The following is an 18,591-nucleotide window of genomic DNA, read 5'->3' as shown; positions in this document are numbered from 1 at the left end:
GCGCGTCCGATGGTTTCCGTGGATTCATCGTGAGCGCGCCGCGCCCCCCGCACCCAGGCGCCGCGCTGTCCCGGCGTACCCGTGGAGACGTCGTCACAGGGGGATGAGGCCATGTCCGTCGCCGATCTGTCCGATGCCAGGCGGGATCTGCTCAGGCGCAGGCTCCGGGGCGGGGCCGTCGACACCGAACGTCCCGAGATCCCGCGCAGGCCCGAGGGCACGCCTCCCCCGCTCTCCCCGGCCCAGGAGCCCCTGTGGTTCATGGAGCACTTCACCCCGGGCACCTCCACGTACACCCTCCCGGTCGCGGTGCGGCTGCGCGGCCCGCTCGACGTCGACCGGCTGCGCGACCTGCTGGCCACGCTGACGGACCGGCACGAGAGCCTGCGCCACCGCTTCCCCGCGACGGAGGACGGGCAGCCCGCGGTCCACGTCGTCCCCGCCGCGCCGGTGCCGCTGCGCCTGGCCGAGGCCGCCACGGACGCGGAGGCCGCCGAGCTGATCGGCGCGGAGAGCGCCGAGCCGCTGGACCTGGCCGAGGGGCCGCTGCTGCGCGCCACCCTGATCAGGATCGCCGACGACGAGCACGTCCTGGCATTGTTCGTGCACCACATCGCCGCCGACGGGCAGTCGACCCAGCTGCTCTTCGCCGACCTCCTCGCGCTGTACCGGGGAGACGCCCCCGCCGCACCCGCCGTCCGGTACGGGGACTTCGCGCTCTGGCAGTGTGAGCGGCCGTTCGAGCGCGAGCTGGCGTTCTGGCGCGGGGAACTGGCCGGGCTGCCCCGCGCGGAGCTGCCCTCGGACCGGCCGCGCCCGCCCCGGCTGACCTTCGACGGCGCCTCCCACGTCCACCGGCTCGACCCCGAGCTGGTCACCGCCCTGACCGGGCTGGGCGCGGAGCGCGGCGCGACCCGCTTCATGACCCTGCTCGCCGCCTTCCAGGCGCTGCTCGCCCGCTACAGCGGCCGGGACGACCTCGCCGTCGGCACGCCGGTCGCCGGGCGGACCAGGGACGGGCTGGACGACGTGGTCGGCATGTTCGTCAACACCCTCGTGCTCCGCGCCCGCCTCGGCGGCGACCCCGGTTTCGCCGAGCTCGTCACCCGCACCCGCGACGTGGTCATCGACGCCCTCGACCACCAGGAACTGCCCTTCACGCGGCTGGTCGACGCACTCGACGTGCCGCGCGACCCGAGCAGGCAGCCGCTGGCCGACGCGCTCTTCTCCATGCACGACTTCGCCGTCGCCGCGGGCGCCGCCGGTGACCTGGCGGCCGAGGACTTCGCGATGGCGCCGGGCTCGGCGCGCTACGACATCGAGCTCTACCTGGTGCCCGCCGCCGACGGCGGCATGACCGCCACCTTCACCTACCGGACCGCGCTGTTCGACGCCGCGACCGTCGAGCGGATGGCCGGGCACCTGGAGAACCTCCTGCGGGACGCCGTCGCCCGCCCCGGCGTCCCGGTGAGCGAGCTGGAGCTGCTCGGGGAGGCCGAGCGCCGTCTCCTCACCGAGGAGTGGAACGCCACGGCGGCCGACTTCCCCTCCGACGCGACGCTGCACGGCCTCGTCGAGGCCCAGGTGGCACGGAGCCCCGACGCCCCCGCGGTCACCTTCAGGGGGGAGTCGCTGACCTACCGGGAGCTCGACGAGCGGGCCGCCGGGGTGGCCCGCGTGCTGCGCGGCTCGGGGGCAGGGCCGGGATCGCTGGTCGCGGTCTGCGCGGAGCGGTCGGCGGAGCTGGTGGCCGGGCTGCTGGGCGTGCTCAAGTCGGGGGCGGCCTACGTGCCGCTCGACCCCGACTACCCCGCCGACCGGCTCGCCTTCATGCTCTCCGACGCGGGCGCCGCCGTGGTGCTGACCCAGCGGCACCTGGCGGACCGGCTGGCCGGGCACGGCGCCACCGTCCTCGCTCTGGACGATCCCGCCGTCTGGGCCGCCACCGGGAACGCCGGGGAAGCCGGGGAAGCCGGGGACGACTGGGGCGTCGAAGACGCCGGCGCCGCTCCGGGTGGCGCGGGCGAGCCGGGCGCGGGTGGCACGGGTGGTGCGGGCGGTGCGGAGGGTCCGGGCTCGGGTGGCGTCGGCGGCACGAGCGGCGCGGTGGAGCCGGGCGCGGCGGCGTACATGATCTACACCTCCGGCTCGACGGGCAGGCCGAAGGGCGTGCCGAACAGCCACCGCGGCATCGTCAACCGCCTCGACTGGATGCAGAGGCGCTACGGCCTGACGCCGGACGACGTCGTCCTGCAGAAGACGCCCGCCGGCTTCGACGTGTCGGTCTGGGAGTTCTTCTGGCCGCTCATGACGGGCGCCAGGATGGTGCTGGCCGAGCCGGGCGGGCACCGCGACCCGGCCTACCTGCGCGAACTGGTGGCCTCGGAGGGCGTCACCACGACGCACTTCGTCCCCTCGATGCTGGGAATCTTCCTGTCGGAGGACGGCATACGGGACCTGACCTCGCTGCGGCGCGTCATCTGCAGCGGTGAGGAGCTCCCGGTCGACCTGGCCCTGCGCTGCCTCGCGACGCTGCCGGGCGCCGAGCTGCACAACCTCTACGGCCCCACCGAGGCCGCCGTCGACGTCTCCTCCTGGCACTGCACCGCCGAGGCGCTCGCGGGCAGGACGAGCGTGCCGATCGGCGCGCCGATCCAGAACATCACGCTGCACGTGCTGGACCCGCACCGCCGCCCGGTGCCGGTGGGCGTGCCCGGCGAGCTGCACATCGGCGGGGTCGGCGTCGCCCTCGGCTACCACCGGCGGCCCGAGCTCACCGCCGAGCGGTTCTTCCCCCTCGGCCACGACCGCGTCTACCGGACCGGCGACGCGGCCCGGTGGCTGCCCGACGGCACGATCGAGTTCCTCGGCCGCCTGGACGACCAGGTCAAGCTGCACGGCCTGCGGATCGAGCTGGGAGAGATCGAGACGGCGCTGCGGGAGCGCGCGGGGGTGCGCGACGCCGCGGTGATCGTGAGGGAGGACGTGCCGGGGGACCGGCGGCTCGTCGCCTACCTCGTCGCGGACGAGCCGCCGGAGACCGCCCGGGTGCGGGTCGCCCTCGGCGGCACCCTGCCCGACCACATGGTCCCCTCGATGTTCGTCACCCTGGACGCGCTGCCGCTGACGCCGAACGGCAAGCTGGACCGCAAGGCCCTGCCCGCCCCTGAGAAGCCCGGGGCCGCCGAGTACGTCGAGCCGGAGAACGACGCCGAGCGGGCGATCGCCGCCGTCTGGGAGCAGGTGCTCTCGGTGGAGCGCGTCGGCGCGGGCGACGACTTCTTCGACCTGGGCGGCAACTCCCTGCTGGCCATCCAGGTCGTGGCCAAGCTGCGCAGGGCCCTGCCCGAGGGCAGCCTGCAGGTCGGCCTGGTGGACCTGTTCTCCTTCCGCACCGTGCGGGAGCTGGCCGGGTTCGTCGGCGGCCCCGGCGGCGGAGGGGTCCGCCCGCTGCTCCAGCGGCTCACTCCTCGCCGTACCGTGACGCGCAGCTACGTCTGCGTCCCGTACGGCTCGGGCAGCGCGATCGTCTACCAGCCGCTCGCCGACGCGCTCCCCGAGGACCAGGCGCTCTACGCCGTCGCCATCCCGGGCAACGACGTCGGGCTGGACGAGGAGCCCGAGGACTTCGACGAGGTCGCCGGGCGCTGCACCGAGGAGATCCTGCGGACCGTCGAGGGGCCGGTCGTGATCTACGGCCACTGCGGGGTCGGCGCGGGACTCGCCACCGAGCTGGCCAGGCGCGTGGAGGCGGCGGGACGCGAGGTCGAGGCCGTCTACATCGGGGCGATCTTCCCCTTCGCCCGTCCCCGGGGCCTGATGCGGACCCTGTCGCGCATCGGGGAGTTCGAGAGCCTGCGCCGCAGCCAGGGCGACATCAACTGGCTCAAGGCACGGGGCGTCGACCTGGAGGAGCTCGACCCGGGGGTGGCCGACCGGATCGTCCGCACGATGCGCCACGACGGCAAGGCGGCCGAGAAGTACTTCACCGACCTGTTCGACACCCCCGACCGCGTACGGCTGCGCGCCCCGGTCGTCTCGGTGATCGGCGAGCGCGACCCGGCGACCGACTTCTACGAGGAGCGGTTCAGGGAGTGGCACTTCATCGCCGACACCGCGGCCCTGGTCGTCCTCGACGAGGGCGGGCACTTCTTCCTGCGCTACCGGGCCGAGGAGCTGGCCGGGATCCTGCAGATCCACGACCGGCTGGACGCGCCCCCGGAACGCGGGCCCGACGACACCTGGTGGGTCCACGGGGTCGCCAGGACCTCGGACACGAAGGACGGGACAGACGGGAAGGACGGGAAGGACGCCGTGCAGCCCAGCATGGCGCGCTTCCTCACCTTCTCCGCGGGCCAGCAGATATCCATGATCGGTTCCGCGCTCGTCGGGTGGGCGCTGCCGCTCACGGTGCTGGTCGACTCGGGTTCGGTGACGCAGTTCTCGATCCTGGCCGTGCTCAACCTCGCGGGGCTGCTGATCTCGCCGCTGGCCGGCGCGATCGTGGACCGGGGGGACCGGCGCAGGGTGATCCTGCTGGCCGACTGCGCCTCGGCCGCCATCCAGGCGGTACTCGCCGGGATCATCCTGTTCGGTGACCTGCAGCTCTGGCACATCTACCTGCTGATCATCTCGTTGTCGGTCGCGAGCAGCTTCCAGCGGCTGGCCTACAACTCCGCGGTCCCGCAGCTGGTCCCCAAGCACTACCTCGGCCACGCGATCGGGGTCACCCAGATGGCGGGCGGCGTGGCGCAGCTGGTCGTACCGCTGATCGCCGCCGGCCTGCTGGCCTGGATCGGGCTGGGCGGCATCGTCGCCATCGACGTGGCCAGCTACGTCTTCGCGATCGTCGTCGTGCTCCTCGTCCGCTTCCCCTCCACGCTGCCGTGGCGGCCCAGGGAGCCGCTGACCACCGAGATCGCCAAGGGGTTCGGCTACACCTGGAACGAGCGGGGCCTGCGCTCGATGCTCGCCTTCTTCGCGGTGCTCAACATCTTCCTGTCGCCGCTCATGCTGCTGGTGTCCCCGCTGGTGCTCTCCTTCGCGACCCTCGCCGACGTCAGCCGCATCTCGGTGGTGAGCGGCCTCGGCGTGCTGCTCGGCGGGCTCACCATGGCACTGTGGGGCGGGCCGCCCAAGCGGCGCTTCCGCGGTGTCCTGGCCGCCACGCTGGCCATGGCCGCGGGAAGCGTGATCGTCGGCCTCGGCCCGTCGCTGGTGACGATCGGGATCGGCGCGTTCGCGCTGACCTTCTTCCTCACCGTGATGAACTCGATCTACACCACGATCGTCCAGATCAAGGTGCCGTACCGCTACCACGGCCGGGTCTTCGCGCTGAACACCCTGGTCGCCTGGTCGACCCTGCCGATCGGCATGGGGCTGGTGGCCCCCCTGGGCACCGCCCTGCTCGACCCGCTGCTCGTCCCCGGCGGCCCTCTCGCCTCGACGGTCGGCGCGGTGATCGGGGTGGGACCCGGCCGAGGCATCGGGCTGCTCTACCTGGTCTGCGCTCTCGGGATGGTGCTGGTCGTCGCCGGGTCGCTGCGGGTCAGGAGGCTGGTGGGGCTCGACACCGAGATGCCCGACGCCCTCCCCGACGACCAGGTGGGACTGGAGGCGATCGAGGCCCGCCGCGCCAGGGTGAACGCCTGACGACTCTCCCCGGCGACTCGCCTGTACCGCTTCCCCGACGGCCCGCGCCTGACGAGTGGTTGTCTCAAGACTCGCGCCCGAGCGCGCTCCCGGGACGACCCGGCCACCGAGTGGTCAGGTCGCCCGGGTGGCGCCACCGGTCGCCGGAAGCGTCGCAGGGCGGGTCGGGAGCGTCACCGGGAGCCCCCGGAGCGTCGCAGGGCGGGTCAGGGGCGGTCGAGATAGGCGTTCAGGCCGCCAAGGTCCTTGTTGGCGATGAACACCGCGGCCACGAAGAGGGCCTCCTCCGCGTGCGCGGTGCAGGCCCACGCCGAGTCGCCCCAGCCGTCGGCGATCTTTAGCTCGGCGGGTTCGCCGCACTGCCGTCCCGAGCCGCCGAGCTGGCACAGCGCGGGGTGGCCCGTCTCGCGTTCCTCGGCGGCGACCTGGCGCAGCCGCTCGGCGAGCGCGGCGGTCACGGCGCCGCGCTCGTCGGCCTCCTCGCGGAGCAGCCGCTCGGCGCGTATGGCGTGGACGGTCTCCAGGCGCAGGTCCAGATGCCGGGCGACCAGCGCGGCGAGCCCGGTCAGCACCGCCGTCTGCGTGGCGGTGACCTCCCTCGGGCGCCGGTCGATGACGTTCACGGTGCCCAGCCGATGTCCCTCGGCGGTGACGATCGGGGCGGCCGCGTAGAACCGCAGCCCCAGCTCCCCGCGGACCAGCGGGTGATCGCGGGTACGCGGGTCGACCGCCGCGTCCTCCACGACGTACGGGCCGTCCGCCAGCACCGCCGAGGCGCACAGGCCGGGCTCGACGCCGACCTGTTCCACCCCGTCCAGCCCGTGGGCGGCGGCGAACCACACCCGGTCGGTGCCGACGACGCCGACCGTGGCGATGGGGGCGTCGAACACGGTCGCGGCCAGTTTGGCGATCTGGTCGAGGGTTCCGTCCGAGGACGCGCCGAGGATCTCGTACCGCCGCAGCGCGGCCAGCCGCCCGGTTTCGGCGTCGTCACCGTGAGCGGGGCGTGCGGTTCCGGTGCCGTCCGCGCGGTCCGCTCGCGCGGTGCCGGTGTCGTCACCGTGGGCCGGTCGTTCGGTTCCGGTGTCACCCGCGGGAGCCGGTCGCTCGGCCGCGTCTCCGGGGACGGGCACGGCCGGGGGCGGTCCGCCGCTCGCGACGGTGGACGGGTCGGCGGACGCCGACGCGGATGGAGAGGCAGACACCAGGACCGCTTCCGGTAGGGGGACGGGCGGGAACCGCGGGATGTCGAGGTTCTCCATGGCATGACCGTAAACGGTCATGCCAAACATCCCGAATCGATCACGCGCCCCGCCGAACGCGGGCCCGTCCCGAGGAGAGCGGTACCACCCCGATCCGGACGGCGGAAGTGCGGCCCGGGCTAACCGGAGTACCCGCATATTTCGTTGTTTCTGCAGTTCATCGGAAGGAAGCAGCGATCTTGGGGGCGTTTCGCGGGCTCGGGGGCGGGCATCGGACCGGTCTGGGGGTCATCGAACGGGGGGACGCATGGCGCGCGGGTTCGACGCGTCCGCTCACTACGGGCGGCGTATCGCCGACGTCCACGACGACGGCACCACGGTGAAGGATCCCCCGGGGGTCGCGAGCGGATCCCTGACGGCTCCCGGTCTTCCCGCGTCCCCGAACCTCCCGGCCCCCTCGGAGTCTCCGTTACGGCCGCGCACGCCGGGACGCTCCGAGGCCTCCGGACCGTCGCACCTCCCGGAGCTCCCGGAGGCCCCGACCCGGGCGCGCACGCCGAGGCTCCCGAGGTCCTCCGGCCCGTCACGTTCTCCGGCGCCCTCGAAGTTCCCGCCGTCCCCGCCGTCCCAGCCCGCCTCGCCGTCCCCGTCGCCTTCGTCGCGCTCGAAACGGGACCTGCCGAACCCGCGGGATCCGCGGGTTCCCGGCAGGGCTCCGGCGCTGCCCGCCGTGCGGGGCCCGATCACCTCCCTGCTCTTCGAACGGCTGGTACGCCCGCCGCACCGCTTCGGTCTCCTCTCGCTCCCGCTCCTGTCGTTCCCGGCGCGTTTCGCGGGCCCGGTCCTCGTGGACGAGGACGTGCAGCTGGCCCTCTTCGTCTGCTACGAGCTGCACTACCAGGGCTTCGACGGTGTGGACGACCGGTGGGAGTGGAACCCCTCCCTGCTGGAGGTGCGGGAGATCCTGGAGGCGCGGTTCGAGGAGGGGCTGGCACGGGCCGTCCAGTACCCGCCGGGCTCGCGGACCGAGCGGACGCGCCAGGCCCTGGCCGAGCTGGTGGCCGCCGCCGACGACGGGCCCGACCTGGCGGGGTTCCTCCAGAGGCAGGCCGACCTGGAGCAGTTCCGCGAGTTCGTCGCGCACCGGTCGATCCACCACCTCAAGGAGGCCGACCCGCACACCCTGGCGATTCCCCGGCTGAGCGGCCGCCCCAAGGCCGCGCTGGTGGAGATCCAGGCCGACGCGTACGGCGGCGGGAGGGCCGAGCGGATGCGCTCGGAGCTGTTCAGGGCCACGATGCGCGGGCTGGACATGGACGACTCCTACGGCGCCCACCTCGACCGGGTCCCGGCGATCACGCTGGCCGTCTCCAACGCCATGTCTCTGTTCGGCTTGCACCGGCGCCACCTCGGAGCGCTGCTGGGCCACCTGGCGGCGGTCGAGATGACCTCCTCGGCGCTCAACCACCGCTACTCCCTGGGCCTGCGCAGGCTGGGCGGCGACGAGGCGGTGCGGCGTTTCTACGACGAGCACGTGCGCGCCGACGCCGTCCACGAGCAGATCGCCGCCGACGACATGTGCGGCGGGTTCGCGACGCAGCACCCCTCGCGGGCCGGTGACGTCCTGTACGGCGCGGCCTGCGCCCTGACCCTGGACCGGCTCTTCGCCGAGCACGTCATGAGCCACTGGCGCCGCGGCACCTCCTCGCTGCGGGAGGCGGGCGCGGCGACGAGGCCGTGACCGGTCCCGCCCCCGCCTCGACCCCCCCGGGCCACCAGGCCTCACCCCCGTGACAGGCCACCACCGACCTCGGCCCCCGGGCCACGGTCTCACCCCCGGGCCCCGTGACCGGCCACCACCGGCGAGAGCGGCGGGCGGACGTCGTACCTCAGCCGCCGTGCCCCCGCATGGCCTGGCGGATCACGTCGCGCGTCCGGTCCACGATCGCCAGAGGCGGTCCGAACAGCAGGTTCATGACCATCGACTCCGTGCCCGGGTGCGGGTGGGTCGGGGCCAGCGCCTCGGCCGCCTTCACCCCGGCCGCCATCGCCCGGCGCTCGGCCACGCTCGTCTGGTCGCGCAACCGGGCGAACTCGTAGCGCTCCTCGGCCTGGGCATGGGCCAGCACCGCCGCCCGCAGCACCTGGAGATGCCCGGAGAAGTCGGGATGGTCGGTGCCCAGCTTCTCCAGGTCGGCGAGCAGCTGCTTCGCCTCCCTCTCCTCCGCGAGGCGGTCGCCGACCACCTCTTCCCCATCCTCGATCTTGAGACGCGCGTAGGGGTGCACGATCTCCTCCTCGGCGGTCTCGTGCACCGCCAGCATCCGCACGAGGCGCTCGAAGGCGTCGGTCCGCCGTGCCCCCACGGGGGATTCCTCGACCTCGTCGAACAGATCCCTGATCATCGCGTGCTGGCGCACCAGCAGGTCCACGACGTCGTTCTCGCCCATCAACTCGGGCACGGCCTGGTGGTCACTCATGAGTCCCCCTGTGTCGTCTACCAGGTCGATTACCCCCACCTGGGCACCGAAACCCGGGGGCCGTCGCGGGACGCGGACGGGCGCGCGCCGGAAGCCGCGCCCACCGCGCGGGCCGTCGTCAGACGGTGATCCACTCGGTGACGACCGTCGCGTCCCCGAGACGGCAGCGGAGGCTGAACGGGCCGGCGGGAACATCGTCGTAGATGAACCTGCCCAGGTCGTCGGACGTCAGCGTGACCGGCCGGCTTCCGAGGACCTCGACCTCCACGTGGCGCGGGGGCATCAGCTGGCCCACCACCCGCCCGCCGGTGGCGGTCACGGTGACCTCCAGGTCGACGGTGAGTCCCGCGCCCTGGAAGGTCAGCACGCGCGGCCGCCGCTCACCCCGCACCTGTGAGGATCCGCTCAGCGAGTCGAAGACCAGCTCGGCCAGCTCCGCGTCGAGCGTGCGCAGCGTGTACGCCTCGACCGCGATCTGCAGGAGATGCGAGGGAACGGGATCGAACAGCTCGATGGCGTGGCGCAGCTCCGCCTCCAGCTCGTCGTCGCCCATGGGAAGCCCCGCCTGCCCAGAAGTCATTGGAAACCCCTCCTGCCCAGGAGGACGCGCAGTCGGCGCAGGCAGCGCTGCCTGATCGGCCCGATGCTCCCGACGGCGATGCCGAGCGTCGCCGACACCTCCTGGTAGCTGGACGGCGGTGACGCCGTGAGCAGGCGCAGCAACCGCTGGCAGCTCTCACCGAGCTCCTGGAAGGCCTGCCAGGTCGCCCGCGCCCGCTCCCGCTCCCTCGCGGCGTCCTCCGAGTCGATCACCGCCTGTTCCGGAGTGCGGTCGTCGGCGGCGCGGTCGAACACCTCCGGGTCGCCGCTCGGCGAGACCCGCCGGGCGGCCCTGATCACCTTGATGCACTCGTTGCGCGCCGTGCTGGCCAGCCACGCGCCGACCCTGTCCGGCTCGCGGATCCGCGTGAGGTTCTGCGCGAGCCGGAACCAGGTCGTCTGGTAGACCTCCTGCGCGTCCGCGTCTCTCAGCCCGTGAGCGCGCACGACGGACCACACGAGGGGGCTGAGACCTTCCACCAGGGATTTCCACGCCGCGGCGTCGTCGGTGTCCACCGCGGCGCGGAAGAGGATGCCGATCGAGTCTCGATCCACGGTGAGGTCCCCTTGCTTTCGGGACTGTCATCGTACGCCGGAGGGCCGATCCGCCCGCAGTGGTTTTCAGCGCGTGGCCGGAACACTTCGCACGCTCGCCGGGGTCCAGGTGGCGGGGATGAGAGCCGGGACGGGGACGCTCTGCAGGATGCCGGCGGGGGTCTCGTCCAGAAGCCTTCTGGCGGCCTCCCGGGAACCGGTCCCCTTCCGCGTCATGTAGTCGGCGATCATGCCCGCCACCAGGGGCGTGGAGAAGGAGGTGCCGCTCCACTCCGCCAGGCCGTCGAACACGACGCGCTCGGGGGCCGCGGCCGGCGACGCCTTCGTGCTCTCGCTGAGCTCGCCACGGTGCGCGGGGAACTGGCAGGTGCAGTCGTACCGGTGGCCGTACCGGCACCGGGGGAAGGTGGAGTGCTGGTAGTCGTACACCACGGGGGTGGAGTCCACCGCGGTGAAGGCGCTCACCAGGCGCTCACCGGGCGCGTACGCCGTCACCCACGGCCCGTGGTTGCTGAAGCAGGCGCGGTCCGCGCCGTCCTTCCTCAGTGCCCCCACCGACACGACGGCACCGGCGTAGCCGGGGTGGTCGGCGTAGGCCGCGGGCCAGAACCTCACGTCGTTGCCGTTGTTGCCCGCGGCCGCCACGAGCAGCGTCTCGGGGTGGTCCATCAGCGCGTCCATGAAGCGTTCGAGCCCCAGGAGCGTTTCCGAGCACGTGCTCGGCGTCCCCGCGGACAGGTTGATGATGTCGGGCCACCTCCCCTGGGGCAGCATCCCGCCGAGCAGCCTGTCGCCCAGGACCTTCTCGCTGATGGCGCCCGCGTTGACGAGCGTCCCGTGCACCGTGACGTCGGTGCCGGGCGCGACGGCGCTGACCAGCCCGGCGATGAAGGTGCCGTGCCCGACGTACTGCTTGAGGACGCCCTCCCTGTCGAGCTCGACCTCCTTGCCCACGCCCTCGACGCGGTGCATCCACGGGTGCGACCTGTAGTTCTCCACCAGCCCGGTGTCGACCACGAGGACGGACACCGGAACCTCCCCCCGGCCGGAGAACTCGGCCACCGCCGGGTTGGGCGGCCTGTCCCGGGGCACCGGCACCGGCTCGTCGCCGGGGCAGCAGTTCACCGCGATGGACACGATGTGGTTCCTGGACACCATGCGACGGCTGTTGTCACGCTCCAGGCCCTCGACGGCCCTCAGCGCGTCCGACACGTCCCGGTCGCTGGAGCGTTCGCTCCGGTCCGGTTCCCCGACCCGGATCCTGAGCACGCCACCCGGGCTGTCGTCCCGCTCCACCCGCACGTTGTCGGCCTGGTCGCCGCCGCGATCCCGGACGAACGCGTCCCTGACCACCGAGGCGACCTCGTCGGCGTCGTCGGCGCGGGCGAGCACGTAGCCCTTCTCGTAGAGGAACATGCGCTCCGGACCCTCGAAACCCGCCGCGAGCACGATCTCGTCCCCCATGGCGTCCTGGATCTGGTCGAACTGTTCCTGGAACCTGTCCGGTACCGCATTCGCCGTATTGGCCGCGTTCGCCATATTCGCCGTCCTCGTCTCAGAGATGTCCTGACGTCGCCACGGGTTAAGAGCCGCCGGTTGCCTCGTTGATACACCCCCCGAGCGGATTTCCGGGCGCGAACGGGAGTCCGGAGCCGGACAGGGGCGTCCTGGGAGGGCTCCGCGGCATGGACGCCCTGAACACACCACGTCTAACATCGATCCGTGACCGGGGGAAGCTCGCGGATCCCGCCGCCCGCGGGAGACCCGCTCTCCCTGCTGCCCCTGGTGTTCGCCCGCCCGGCGGACGCGCTGGCCGGAGCGCGGGCCGTGTTGTCGGGGGTGCCGGGGGTGCCGGGCGCCCCCTCCCCGCACGACGCCTCCGTCGCCCACCAGGTGATCGGCATCTGGCATCGCGACTTCGGCGACCTCATGGTGGCGATCGGCCACCTCCGGCAGGCCCGCGCCCTCGCCGCCAGGTCCGGTTCCCCGAACCGCGAGGCGGACGTGCTGGCTACCCTGGGCGCCGCCCTCATCCACGCGGGCCGTACCCGCCAGGGGATGGCGGCGCTGGAGACGGCCGCCGAGAGGGGCAGCGGGGTCACCGGGGCCCGCGTGCTGTTCCGCCGCGGCTACGCCTGGTGGGTCCTCGGCGGGCACCGCGAGGCGCTCGACGACCTGCGGCGGGCCATCCCCACCCTGCGCCGCGCCCAGGACACGATCTGGACCGCGCGTGCGCTCACGCTCAGGGCGACCGTCCACCTCGCCATGGGGTCCGTCGAGCGGGCCGAGGCCGACTTCGTCGCCGCCGAGCGGCTGTGGGACACCACCGACCAGGAGCACGACAAGGCCGACGCCGTGGAGAGCCGCGGGCTGGCGGCGTTCAGGTCCGGCGACCTCCCCGCGGCGCTGCGTCTCTTCGACGAGGCCGCGAGCCGCTACGAGGCCCTCGGCACGCCCATGTTCGTGCTGCACATCCGGCGGTGCGGGGTGCTCCTGGCGGCCGGGCTGGCGCGCGAGGCGCTGGAGGAGGCCGACGCCGCCACGGAACAGCTGAACCGCATGGGAGGGCAGACGACCCGCAGCGCCGAGCTCCTCCTGATCGCCGCGCGGGCCGCGATCGCGGCGGGCGAGCCGCACGCGGCGATCGCCCGCGCGAGCACGGCCATCCGGCTGTTCTCCAGCCAGCGCCGCGACTGGTGGCAGGCCCACGCACGGCTGGTGCTGGTCCAGGCCAGGTTCGCGGCGGGAAAGGTCTCCGGCCGCTCGGTGCGCGACGCCGCCGAGGTCGCCGTACGGCTGGCGGAGCTGCGCTCCCCCGAGGCGGTCCAGGCCTCGCTGCTGGCCGGCCGCACCGCCCTCGCCCTCGGCTGGGAGGCCGACGCGGAACGGCACCTGGCCGCCGCGGCCAGGACCAGGGGACGCGGGCCCGCCTTCGCCCGGGTGGACGGCTGGGTGGCACAGGCGCTCAGGGCGGCCGCGGCGGGACGCACGCGCGGCGTGCTGGACGCCTGCCGCCGGGGGCTCGACCTGCTGGACGAGTACAGGATGACCCTGGGCGCGTCGGAGCTGCGGGCGCGGGCCAGCGCGCAGGGGGCGGAGCTGGCCGTGCTCGCGCAGCGGGCGACCCTCGCCGGGGGGAGCCCGCGCCGGTTCCTCGGCTGGAGCGAGCGCTGGCGGGCCACCGTGCTCGCGGTCCCGCCGACCCGGCCCCCGGACGATCCCGAGCTGCTGCGCGACGTGACGGCCTTCCGCGAGATCAGCAGCCGGGTCGACACGGCGAGGCCGGGAGGCGTGCCGGTCCCCGCGCTGGAGCGCGAGCAGCGGCGGCTGGAGAAGGCGATCCGCGCCCGCACGCTCCGCACCCGCAGCGCGGGCGGCTTCGACGGGCACCGCTTCGACGCGGGCCCCCTGCTCGACGGGCTCGGCGACGGGTGGCTGATCGAGATCGTCGCCGTCGACGGCGAGCTGCACGTCCTGCTCTGCGGCCGGGGCCGGGTGCGCAGGTTCGCCGCGGGACGGCTGGCCGACGCGGCGATCGACGCCGACCACGCCCGCGCGGGCCTCGCGCGGATCGCGTACGGAGGCTCGGAGGGCAGGCTGCCCGTCCTCGAAGCGGGCGGGCGCCGCCTCCAGGAGACGCTGCTCGGTCCCGCCGTGCGCCACCTCGGGGACGGTCCCGTGGTCGTCGTCCCGCCGGGCAGGCTGCACGGGGTTCCCTGGGCGCTGCTGCCGGCGCTGGGCGAGCGGGTGCTGAGCGTGTCGCCGTCCGCCAGCGCCTGGCTCCGCGCCCGGCGGATCGAGCCGTCGCCGGCGAAGGAGCGGGTCGTGCTGGTCAGGGGGCCGGGGCTGGCGACGGGCGGTGCCGAGATCCCGCTGCTGGCCGCGCGGTACGGGGAGGCGACCGTGCTGGGGTCGGGCACCGCGGTCGCGCCGGCCGTGCTCGCGGCGCTCGACGGCAGCAGGCTCGCCCACATCGCCGCGCACGGCACCTTCCGCTCCGACAGCCCGATGTTCTCCTCCCTGAGGATGGACGACGGCCCGCTCACGGTGCACGACGTCGAACGGCTGCACAGCGCCCCGTACCGGATCGTCCTGTCCAGCTGCGACTCCGGCAGGCTGCAGCCGGTCGGCGCGAACGAGCTGCTCGGCCTCGCCGCGGCGCTGCTGCCGCTGGGCACGGCCGGGATCGTGGCGAGTTCGGTGCCCGTCGACGACCGGGCCGTGGTTCCGCTGATGCTCGCCCTGCACGAGGGGCTGCGGCGCGGCCTGAGCATGGCCGAGGCCCTGCGCGACGCCAGGCTGGCGATGCCCGGCGACGCCCTCAACCGGGCGACCGGCTGGTCCTTCTCCGCCATCGGCGGGGCCTGACGGCTCCGGCCGGGGGCCTCCGGTGCTTCCGGCCGGTTGGGGCCTGACGGCTCCGGTCCGGGGCGTCCGGTGCTTCCGGCCGGTTGGGGCCTGACCCTCTGGCCGGCCGGGGCCTGATCCTCTGGCCGGCCGGGGCCTGGCCCTCTGGCCGGGGGCGCCCGGCGTCCGGCCGGCCGGGCGGGCCGCCCGGCGTGCCCGGCCGGCCCGCCGCGCCGGCCGACGGCGAGCCGCGCTAGCCGACGGTGAAGAGCCTTCCCAGGCCGGCGCGGTCGCTGCTGCCGAGCCGCGCGTAGGCGTCGCACAGGTGGTTGGCCACCGTACGGATCGACACGGTGAGCTGCTCGGCGATCTGCCGGTTGGTCAGGCCCGCCGCGGCCAGGCTGACGATCTGCCGCTGGCGTGCGGTCAGCCTGGGCAGCGCGAGGTTGACCAGGGCGGAACTGCGCGCCCCCTGGCAGGCGCCCGCCAGCGCGGAGGCCCGGTTCCTGGAGGCCTGCGAGGCGCGCCGGTCCTCGTGGACGAGGGCCGCGTGCGCGAACGCCTCCGCCGCGTGCAGCGTCAGGCCGAGGCCGGCGAGACCCCGCGCCACCTTGTCCAGGGCCTCACCGTCGCGTCCGGCCAGCGCCCGGGCGTGCCGCGCCAGCAGGGGGGCGAGGTCTCCCCGCACGCGGCCGGCCAGCTCCCCGAGCCGGTCGACGACCAGCTCGGGGGTCCCGAGCCGCACCACGTCGTGCAGGGCGAACAGGTCGTCTTCGAGCGGGTCGTCTCCGGCGGCACGCAGCGCGGAGCGCAGGGCCCCGCCGAGGTCTCCCTCGGCGGCGAGCGTCCAGGTCCGCGCCCGCGCGTCCCCGCCGGGGGCCGGACCGCGCGACAGGGCCTGCCGCGCCGTCGTCAGGTCGCCGAGGTAGGCGGAGGCGTGCGCGAGTTCGGCCAGGCAGGCGCGGTGGTGGGGGGAACGGCGCAGTCCCTCGCGGCTCCAGGCGACGGCCTCACGGGTCTCCCCGCGAAGCCGGGCCACCCGGGCGCGCAGCGCGCAGAACTCCGGCATCGCGGGCTCGTCCCAGCCGGTGTCGTCCTCGGCCATCCGCTCGCCGGTGCCGCGCGGTATCCCCGAGAGCCGTCCCGCGTACGCGCGTGCGGCCAGCTCCTCGCACTCGCCCGCCAGTGCCGTGGCCGCGGCCGAGGCCCGCGGGAGCGGTGGCGAGCCGGACGCGCCCCCCGTCCCCGGGCGGCTCGCGGCGACCCGGAGCACCGGGCCGTGCAGCGGGTGGGTGAGCCGCACCGACAGCCGGTCGTCCACGGTGACCAGCCCTTTCGCCCGCAGGCGTTCGAGGACGCCGAAGGCCGTCCCGGCGCCCGGCGCGCCCGGGAGCGGGGGCTCACCGGGCGAGAGGAGCTCCGGGAGCGTGCCGGACGAGGTGGGTTCCGAGGGCGCGCCGGACGCGGTGGATGCCGGAGGCGTGCCGGACGCGGTGGGTACCGGGGGCGCGGACGCGGTGGTGGGTTCCCGCGGCCCGCCGGACATGACGAGCCTCAGCGGCCTGCCGGACGCGATGAGCTCCAGCGCCTCCCGTTCCTCCCCGTCGACGTCGCGGATCGTGTCCTCGACCAGCTCCCTGACGCGCGCCGTCATCGGGGGGGTACCCCGCCAGGTCCAGGTGCCCGACACGTTGCTCAGGTCCCCTCCGGCGTGGACGGCGACGACCAGCTCGCGCAGGAGGCGGAGGTCACCGCGGCTCGCCCGGTGCAGGCGCCGGACGGTGAGGGTGTCCACGTAGCCGCCCACCGCCCGGGACAGCAGTTCGCCGCACTCGCTCTCCGCCATGGGGGCCAGCGTCACGCGCGGCAGGAGGTTCTCCCTCCAGAGCCTGGAGACGTCCTCCGGCACGGACACACCCTCCCTGACCGTGACGAGCAGGCGGGTACGCCCCCTGAGCGCCAGGCGGTGGACGAGGGCGGCCGAGGAGTCGTCGAGGAGGTGGGCGTCGTCCACGACGAGCACGCGCACCCCGTCCAGAGCCTCGACCGGGTCCGGCGGGCAGAGAAGCCCCGCGGGGCGCGGGAAGGATCCCGTGAGGGACGGGGAGGCGGGGAGCCCCGCGGAACCCCGGGCGGTGGAAAGCCCGGCGCGGCGCGGGGAGCGGGAGAGGAGATGGGCGAAGGCGGCGAGCGGGGTGTCCAGGGCGTCCGGCGTTCCCGTGACCCGCGCGTGCACCGGCCCGGTCACGGCTTCGGGCAGGGCCTCGGGCACGGGTACGGCCTCGGCGGCCAGGCGGCTCCTGCCGCTCCCCGCCGCGCCGGTCACGACGACGCCACGGCGACCGGCCGTCAGGTTTCGCCGTACGAGATCGAGTTCCTCAGTCCTGGCCGTGAACGGCCAGGGGGACCGTGGGTTTCTCACAGCGGTATGAGCCGGGCCGCCCGCCCGTGATACACGTGGAATTGAGTAGGCCCTACTCATGCGCGCCCGGGATTCCGTCCCCAGTCTCGTGGCATGTGGACACGGTTTCCTTGATCTCTCCACCCCGCCCGCGGGCGGGGGCCGCCACGCCGCGGGGGCGTCGATGAGGGCGGGCGGCGGCGGACGCGTCCGGCACTGCTCGCTCCCGCCGTACCCGGCCTGCGCGCCGCCGGACGGGCTCGAGGGGAGGCGGCGCGCGGCCCTGCTCTCGGGGCGGCGGGCGTGGCTGAACGGCACGGTCCTGCACTACTGCTTCCTGGGCGGGCGGCATGACGGCGAGCACGGCGACGGCGGGCAGCGCGAAGCCGTGCGCCGGGGGTTCCAGGAATGGAAGGACCTCGGCATCGGGCTGGAGTTCGCCGAGGTCGCCGACCGTACCGAGGCGGAGGTGCGGATCGGGTTCCGGCGGGACGCCGGATCGTGGTCGGCCGTGGGACGCGACGCGCTCCGCGTCGGGACCGCCTCCCGCACGGTGAACTTCGGCTGGGACCTCACCGGGGCGCACGGCCGGGGCACCGTGCTGCACCAGATCGGCCACGTCATCGGCATGGTCCACGAGCACCAGAACCCGTACTCGGGCATCCTCTGGGACGAGGAGGCCGTCTACGAGGACTTCGCGGGACCGCCGAATCTCTGGCCGAGGTCGCGGACGTTCCACAACGTCATCCGCAGGCTCGACGAGAGCGAGGTGAACGGCCCCGTATGGGATCCGCTGTCCGTCATGGGGTACCGGCTCGGCCCGGGGCTCATCCTGGAGCCCCCGTGCCACCGGGCGGGGATCGTGCCGCCGGGCACCGTCTCCGGGCCCGACGCCGCGTTCGCCCGCCGCTGGTACCCGCCCCCGGGCGCCGGGCCGCTCCCCGAGCTGCGGCCGTTCCGTTCCGCCCCGCTCGGCACCGGGGCGGGGGAGCAGCGCGACTTCGTGATCACGCCTCGCGCCACCCGTGACTACACCGTCGCCGTCTTCGGCGAGTGCGACACGGTGCTGGCGCTGTTCGAGGAGGTCGGCGGCGAACCGCGCTATCTGGCGGGCGACGACGACGGCGGGTGCCCGCGCAACGCCTCCCTCCGCGTCCACCTGCTCAGGGACCGCCGCTACGTCCTGCGCGCGCGTGTCCACTCCAGCTGGGGACCCGGCCAGGCGGCCGTCATGTGCTGGTGAGCGCCGGGTGCCGGAACCGTCGTACGCGTCGTGCAGGATCGCCGTCGCCGTCGCCGGCGCCGGCGCCGGCGCCGGCGACGGCGACGGGCCGGCGAGGTGGCGACACGGAGG

At 74.4% G+C, this 18,591-nt stretch carries 11 protein-coding genes; 4 read left to right on the top strand and 7 right to left on the bottom strand.

What is annotated here, in order from left to right:
- The first annotated feature begins 111 nt into the window (after window positions 1–111).
- Window positions 112–5,652, top strand: a complete 5,541-nt coding sequence (locus AB0G15_RS29315; protein ID WP_362845948.1) for an amino acid adenylation domain-containing protein — start codon at window positions 112–114, stop codon at window positions 5,650–5,652.
- A 206-nt stretch (window positions 5,653–5,858) separates the two neighbouring features.
- Here AB0G15_RS29315 and AB0G15_RS29310 read toward each other — a convergent pair whose 3' ends face one another.
- Together AB0G15_RS29310 and AB0G15_RS29305 are read right to left on the bottom strand one after the other, a co-directional pair.
- A complete protein-coding gene (locus AB0G15_RS29310) occupies window positions 5,859–6,914 on the bottom strand; it encodes a GAF domain-containing protein (RefSeq protein WP_362845946.1) in 1,056 nt (351 codons plus the stop codon).
- Between the two features lie 276 nt (window positions 6,915–7,190).
- The gene (locus tag AB0G15_RS29305) at window positions 7,191–7,601 is read right to left on the bottom strand and encodes a hypothetical protein (RefSeq protein ID WP_362845944.1); all 411 of its coding nucleotides are present in this window, start codon (window positions 7,599–7,601) and stop codon (window positions 7,191–7,193) included.
- Here AB0G15_RS29305 and AB0G15_RS29300 point away from each other — a divergent pair.
- A complete protein-coding gene (locus AB0G15_RS29300; protein WP_362845942.1) occupies window positions 7,585–8,595 on the top strand; it encodes an iron-containing redox enzyme family protein in 1,011 nt (336 codons plus the stop codon). The two genes, AB0G15_RS29305 and AB0G15_RS29300, sit on opposite strands and share 17 nt — an antisense overlap.
- A gap of 148 nt (window positions 8,596–8,743) precedes the next feature.
- On the opposite strand, the gene AB0G15_RS29295 is transcribed toward AB0G15_RS29300, so the two are convergent.
- The 4 genes from AB0G15_RS29295 to AB0G15_RS29280 form a co-directional block, all read right to left on the bottom strand.
- Window positions 8,744–9,334, bottom strand: a complete 591-nt coding sequence (locus tag AB0G15_RS29295; protein ID WP_362845940.1) for a hemerythrin domain-containing protein — start codon at window positions 9,332–9,334, stop codon at window positions 8,744–8,746.
- A 118-nt stretch (window positions 9,335–9,452) separates the two neighbouring features.
- On the bottom strand, window positions 9,453–9,914 hold the full coding sequence (locus AB0G15_RS29290) for a hypothetical protein (RefSeq protein WP_362845938.1): 462 nt from the start codon (window positions 9,912–9,914) through the stop codon (window positions 9,453–9,455).
- On the bottom strand, window positions 9,911–10,489 hold the full coding sequence (locus AB0G15_RS29285; protein ID WP_362845936.1) for a sigma-70 family RNA polymerase sigma factor: 579 nt from the start codon (window positions 10,487–10,489) through the stop codon (window positions 9,911–9,913). Before AB0G15_RS29285 ends, AB0G15_RS29290 begins: the two co-directional genes overlap by 4 nt.
- Before the next feature lie 66 nt (window positions 10,490–10,555).
- Window positions 10,556–12,028 carry a S8/S53 family peptidase gene (locus tag AB0G15_RS29280; RefSeq protein ID WP_362845934.1) on the bottom strand — a complete coding sequence of 491 codons (1,473 nt, stop codon included), beginning with the start codon at window positions 12,026–12,028 and terminating at the stop codon, window positions 10,556–10,558.
- 183 nt (window positions 12,029–12,211) lie between these two features.
- Between AB0G15_RS29280 and AB0G15_RS29275 the strand changes: the two genes are divergently transcribed.
- Window positions 12,212–14,857 carry a CHAT domain-containing protein gene (locus AB0G15_RS29275; protein ID WP_362845932.1) on the top strand — a complete coding sequence of 882 codons (2,646 nt, stop codon included), beginning with the start codon at window positions 12,212–12,214 and terminating at the stop codon, window positions 14,855–14,857.
- A 232-nt stretch (window positions 14,858–15,089) separates the two neighbouring features.
- On the opposite strand, the gene AB0G15_RS29270 is transcribed toward AB0G15_RS29275, so the two are convergent.
- Window positions 15,090–17,258, bottom strand: a complete 2,169-nt coding sequence (locus tag AB0G15_RS29270) for a LuxR family transcriptional regulator (protein ID WP_362845930.1) — start codon at window positions 17,256–17,258, stop codon at window positions 15,090–15,092.
- A gap of 88 nt (window positions 17,259–17,346) precedes the next feature.
- Here AB0G15_RS29270 and AB0G15_RS29265 point away from each other — a divergent pair, with 88 nt between their 5' ends.
- The gene (locus AB0G15_RS29265; protein ID WP_362845928.1) at window positions 17,347–18,480 is read left to right on the top strand and encodes a M12 family metallopeptidase; all 1,134 of its coding nucleotides are present in this window, start codon (window positions 17,347–17,349) and stop codon (window positions 18,478–18,480) included.
- Window positions 18,481–18,591: the final 111 nt, after the last annotated feature.

It is taken from the genome of Streptosporangium sp. NPDC023825 (assembly GCF_040639575.1).
GTDB lineage: Bacteria > Actinomycetota > Actinomycetes > Streptosporangiales > Streptosporangiaceae > Streptosporangium.
Note: the sequence above shows the minus strand (reverse complement) of the source record. Positions and strands in the feature narration are given on the sequence as shown.

Excerpts from the sequence above, each read along its gene's own strand:
- AB0G15_RS29315 (WP_362845948.1), top strand. The coding sequence starts at position 112 with ATGTCCGTCGCCGATCTGTCCGATGCCAGGCGGGATCTGCTCAGGCGC.
- AB0G15_RS29310 (WP_362845946.1), bottom strand. The coding sequence starts at position 6,914 with ATGGAGAACCTCGACATCCCGCGGTTCCCGCCCGTCCCCCTACCGGAA.
- AB0G15_RS29295 (WP_362845940.1), bottom strand. The coding sequence starts at position 9,334 with ATGAGTGACCACCAGGCCGTGCCCGAGTTGATGGGCGAGAACGACGTC.
- AB0G15_RS29290 (WP_362845938.1), bottom strand. The coding sequence starts at position 9,914 with ATGACTTCTGGGCAGGCGGGGCTTCCCATGGGCGACGACGAGCTGGAG.
- AB0G15_RS29280 (WP_362845934.1), bottom strand. The coding sequence starts at position 12,028 with ATGGCGAACGCGGCCAATACGGCGAATGCGGTACCGGACAGGTTCCAG.